General features: G+C 69.8%; 4 protein-coding genes. 2 read left to right on the forward strand and 2 right to left on the reverse strand.

Features of this window, described 5'->3' with window-relative positions:
* The first annotated feature begins 383 nt into the window (after positions 1-383).
* Both fdhD and NS283_RS17530 read left to right on the forward strand, forming a co-directional pair.
* A complete protein-coding gene (gene fdhD, locus NS283_RS17525; protein WP_058598135.1) occupies positions 384-1274 on the forward strand; it encodes a formate dehydrogenase accessory sulfurtransferase FdhD in 891 nt (296 codons plus the stop codon).
* A gap of 60 nt (positions 1275-1334) precedes the next feature.
* Positions 1335-3656 (forward strand): FdhF/YdeP family oxidoreductase, encoded by a 2322-nt coding sequence (locus NS283_RS17530; protein WP_058598136.1) that lies wholly within the window; start codon positions 1335-1337, stop codon positions 3654-3656.
* Between the two features lie 320 nt (positions 3657-3976).
* Here the strand turns inward: NS283_RS17530 and NS283_RS17535 are convergent, their stop codons facing one another.
* Positions 3977-4231 carry a hypothetical protein gene (locus tag NS283_RS17535; protein ID WP_153003414.1) on the reverse strand — a complete coding sequence of 85 codons (255 nt, stop codon included), beginning with the start codon at positions 4229-4231 and terminating at the stop codon, positions 3977-3979.
* A 183-nt stretch (positions 4232-4414) separates the two neighbouring features.
* The coding region (locus NS283_RS19005; protein WP_193752705.1) for a hypothetical protein at positions 4415-4798 on the reverse strand (384 nt) is incomplete at its 5' end.

Consider the following 4798-nt stretch of genomic DNA (forward strand, 5'->3'; position numbering starts at 1 on the left):
TAGGCGGGGGTGGTGGGGGCCTCGGTAGCCATGTCGGTGCCTTTCACGTGTTGTGCCCGGCGGGGCCGGGGTAAGCGATTTGGCCTACGTGGATAAGACGTACCGGGTGCGGGAAACGTCACGCGGGGATTGAAAAAATCTCGGAATTCTGTATTCGCATGAATGCGAAAGCCTGAAATCCGCGTCATCTCGCCGGTGTGCGCGCTCCCACACGTCGTGCCTCGGTGCGGGTGCAGGACCCATGCTCGATGTCTCGTCACGCGCGCCCCACCCGTTCCCACGGACCCCACCGATCATGCAGATGGACCGCATCGCCGCCCCGTGCCACGATCCCCCGGCGTACGCTCGACGCATGTCCCCCTCTTGCTCGCGGCGGCACTGACGTGGGTCGCCTGACCGCCTCCCGCCGGGTCACTCGCATCACCCTCGACGGGGTCAACCGTCAGAGACCGGATGCCATCGCCGTCGAGGAACCGCTCGAGATCCGCGTCGCGGGCTCACCGCTCGCGGTGACCATGCGTACCCCCGGGCATGACGTCGAGCTCGCGGCCGGCTTCCTGGTGTCGGAGGGGGTGATCAGCCGCGGCGACCAGTTCGCCCGCGCGATCCACTGCGGCGGGCCGGGCACGGGCGGCGCCGACGGAAACACCTACAACGTGCTCGACCTCACGCTCGCGCCCGGGGTCGCGCTCCCCTCGCCCGACATCGCCCGCTCGTTCTACACGACGAGCTCGTGCGGGGTGTGCGGAACCGCGTCGATCGAGGCGGTCGAGAAGGTGTCGACGTATGACGTGTCGACCGACGAGGTCCGCGTCGACGCCCGCGACGTCGCGGCGTTCCCCGATCGCCTGCGCGAGGGGCAGAAAGTGTTCGACAAGACCGGCGGACTGCACGGCGCGGCCCTGTTCGACATCGCCTCGGGTGACATGCTGGTCGTCCGCGAAGACGTCGGTCGCCACAACGCGGTCGACAAGGTCGTCGGGTGGGCGCTGTTGAACGACCGGCTCCCCCTGCGGGGCACCGTGCTGCAGGTGTCGGGTCGCGTGAGCTTCGAGCTCGTGCAGAAGGCCGTGATGGCCGGCATCCCGATGCTGTCGGCGGTCTCGGCGCCGTCGTCGCTGGCCATCGAGCTGGCCGAACGCGCGGGGCTCACCCTCGCCGCCTTCGTGCGCGGGGGCAGCATGAACCTGTACTCCCGGGCGGACCGAATCACGGTTCCCTCCACCGACGCGCCCACAACCCCCTCTGCCGCAGAGCCGTCGAGCGTACGCTGACGAAGAGCGCGGGACGGGTGGATGCCACCGCCCCGGCACCGAATACCACGGAGGGTGAGCATGGGTGAATCTTTCGGCCTGATGACCGAGAAGCCCCGTCAGGGAGGCCTCGGACCAGTCGTCACGGGCGACTGGTCGAGCACCGGCGAGTACGAGCACCCCGCCGCCGGGTGGGGCGCTGCGCTCACCGTCGGCAAGGTGCTGCTCGAACAACGCCAGCCGATCGCGGGCACCAGGGCGATGTTCACGATGAACCACCCGAAGAGCGGTTTCGACTGCCCGGGGTGTGCGTGGCCCGACGACAAGGGCGTCGCCCTCGACATCTGCGAGAACGGCATCAAGCACGTCACGTGGGAGATGACCCACAAGCGCGTCGGTAAAGAGTTCTTCGCCGAGCACTCGGTGTCCGAGCTGTCGCAGTGGACCGATTTCGCCCTCGAAGACGCCGGGCGCCTCGTCGGCCCGATGGTCTACGACGCGGCCAGCGACCACTACGTGCCGATCTCGTGGAACGACGCCTTCCGCCTCATCGCCGAGCAGATCACGGCTCTCGATTCCCCCGACCAGGCGGCGTTCTACACCTCGGGTCGGCTCAGCAACGAGGCGTCTTTCCTCTACCAGCTGTTCGCGCGCGAGCTCGGCACGAACAACCTCCCCGACTGCTCGAACATGTGTCACGAGGGCTCGGGGCGTGGACTCACGGCATCCCTCGCCACCCCGAAGGGCACCGCCGATCTGGAGGACTGGGAGACCTGCGACGCCCTCTTCGTCCTCGGCGTGAACGCGGCTTCCAACGCCCCGCGCATGCTCACGAGCCTCGCCGAGGCGATCGACCGCGGCGCTCAGGTGGTGCACGTCAACACGCTGCGCGAGGTCGCCGGCACCCGGACGATCGTCCCGCACGAGATCGTCGACATGGCGACGTTCCACAGCACGCCGACGAGCACCATGAACCTGCAGGTGCGCCCGGGCGGTGACCTCGCCCTCGTGCGCGGCATGGCGAAGGTCGTGTTCGAGGCGTCCGAGACCGACCCGAGCGCCCTCGACCAGGCCTTCCTCGATCAGTACACGACCGGGCTCGACGAGTACCGCGCTCTGGTCGAGGCGACCCCGTGGGACCAGCTCGTCGAACAGGCGGGGCTGACCGAAGCCGAAATCCGCGGGGCGGCCGACGTCTATCTCAGCGCGGACCGGACGGTCATCAGCTGGTGCCTCGGCGTCAGTCAGCACCAGCACGGCGTCGACACCGTGCGCGAGATCGTCAACCTGCTGCTCCTGCGCGGCAATGTCGGGCGCAAGGGCACCGGCCCCTCGCCCGTACGCGGCCACAGCAACGTTCAGGGCAACCGCACGTGCGGCATCAACCACAAGCCCACCGAGAAGTGGCTCGCGAAGCTCGACGAGGTCTGCGGCATCATCTCGCCGCGAGAGCCCGGCCTCGACACCGTTCACACGGTGGCCGCGTTGCACCGCGGCGACCTCAAGGTGTTCGTCGGGATGGGCGGCAACTTCGTCCGGGCTGCTCCCGACACCTCGCTGACCGCCGAGGGCATGAGCCGCTGCGAGCTGACGGTCCACGTCAGCACCAAGCTCAACCGCAGCCACCTCACGCACGGCAAGCGAGCGCTGATCCTCCCGTGCCTCGGCCGCACCGAGCGCGACGTGCAAGAGGCGGGCCCCCAGTCGATCTCGACCGAAGATGCCATGAGCTCGGTCATGCTCTCGCTCGGCTCCCGCAAGCCCGCGTCGCCGCACCTGCTCAGCGAGCCCGAGATCATCGCACGCATCGCGCGCGCCACCATGCCCGACTCGGCGACGCCGTGGGAGTGGTACGTGGGCGACTACGACCGCATCCGCGACACCATGGCGAAGGTGCTGCCCGGATTCGAGGGCTTCAACGAGCTCGTGCGCCAGCAGTACGGCTTCCGCATCCCGCAGCCGGCGCGCGAGCGCGACTTCCAGACGCCGTCAGGCAAGGCGGAGTTCTCGGATGCCGAGCTGCCGAACGTCATCCCCGAAGAGGCCGACGTGCTGGTGCTGCAGACCATGCGCTCCCACGACCAGTGGAACACCACGATCTACTCGGCCGACGACCGCTACCGGGGCGTCCGCAACATCCGCGAGCTGGTGTTCATGCACCGTCGAGACATGAAGGACCGCGGCATCGCCGAGGGCGACCTCGTCGACATCGTCGCGACCTCGCGCGACGGCTCGGTGCGCAGTGTCACGGGCTTCCGCGCGCTCGAGTACGACACGCCGCGCGGCAGCGCCGCCGGCTACTTCCCCGAGCTCAACGTGCTCCTCGGCCCCGACGACTACAGCCGCCAGAGCGACCAGCCGCTGATGAAGGACATCCGGGTGAGGATCGCGAAGACGGCCTGACGCCGTCGCCGAGGCGCGCGGCGGGCAGCGCGCGGTGCGGCGCGGCTCGGCGGCGCGCGGCTCGGCAGCGCGCGGCTCGGCAGCGCGCGGCTCGGCAGCGCGCGGTGCGGCGGCGCGGCGGGGCGGTGCGCCGCTCGGCAGCGCGGCTCGGCGGCACGGAAGCGCGGGCGCGGCAGCGCGCGGCAGCGCGCGGCACGCAGAATCGGAGCGGCGCAACGGATTCGGACCGGTTTGGCCTCGGCATCCGACTCTGCTGCACCGGTCCGATTTCGTCGACCGGAGCCGGTCGACACTGCGCCGGCAAGGGAGCGGACCCGACGTCAGAACGACGACAGCGCGCGGGCCATCAACGATGCCCAGATGACGATGAACACGACGTTTGCCGCTGTTCCGAGGGCCCCGATGATCATGGCCCACCGCGCGAACCCGACGCCCGCTTCGACGTTGTCCGGCCGCTTGAGCTGATTCCGCGCGACGATGCCGATCACGAGCCCGGCGATCGGCACGATGAACGCCGCGATGAAGCCGACCGCCGCGAGTGTGCTCGTCCGCACCGGTGCCACGGGAGAGGTCATGGCGCGATGGTAGCGGTACCCGCCCGGGCCGTGCGCCGGAGCCGGATCGCGAACGCAGATCCGGATCGAATCCACGATTCCGTCCGGATCTGGCGTGCGTCTCCGGATCCGGCGCATCTCGGAAGCCGACACCGCGCGCGTTCCGCCTGGACCGCCCCCATCGGCCCCCGCGGGCGCCGTCGCTCAGCCCGGGACGTTCCCGAACGTGCCCGTGAGTGAGTCTGTGCCCTGCTCGCTCACCGATGTCAGGACGAACGCGAGCGGTGCACCCGGCACGCTCGCGGATGCCAGCTCCGGCGCGCTCAGTCGCGCCGCGAGCTGCGTCGCCTCCTCGGGCGTCAGGTGCGCGACGTAGAACGTCGGCTGGTTGGGGCCCGCTGCGGGCGCTTCGAGCAGCACTTCGGCGTCCGGGTAGTCACGGGCGACGGAGATCACCTCGCGGACGCCGTCCATCGTCGTGTAGGCCGGCACGTAGACGAGGCGGAAACGGTCACCGAGCGACGTCACCGTGAACGACCCGCCGTCGGCGAAGAGCGCCCGTCCTGAGAGGGCGCTCCGCAGCGGCGC

This window comes from Microbacterium testaceum (assembly GCF_001476285.1).
Lineage (GTDB): Bacteria > Actinomycetota > Actinomycetes > Actinomycetales > Microbacteriaceae > Microbacterium > Microbacterium testaceum_B.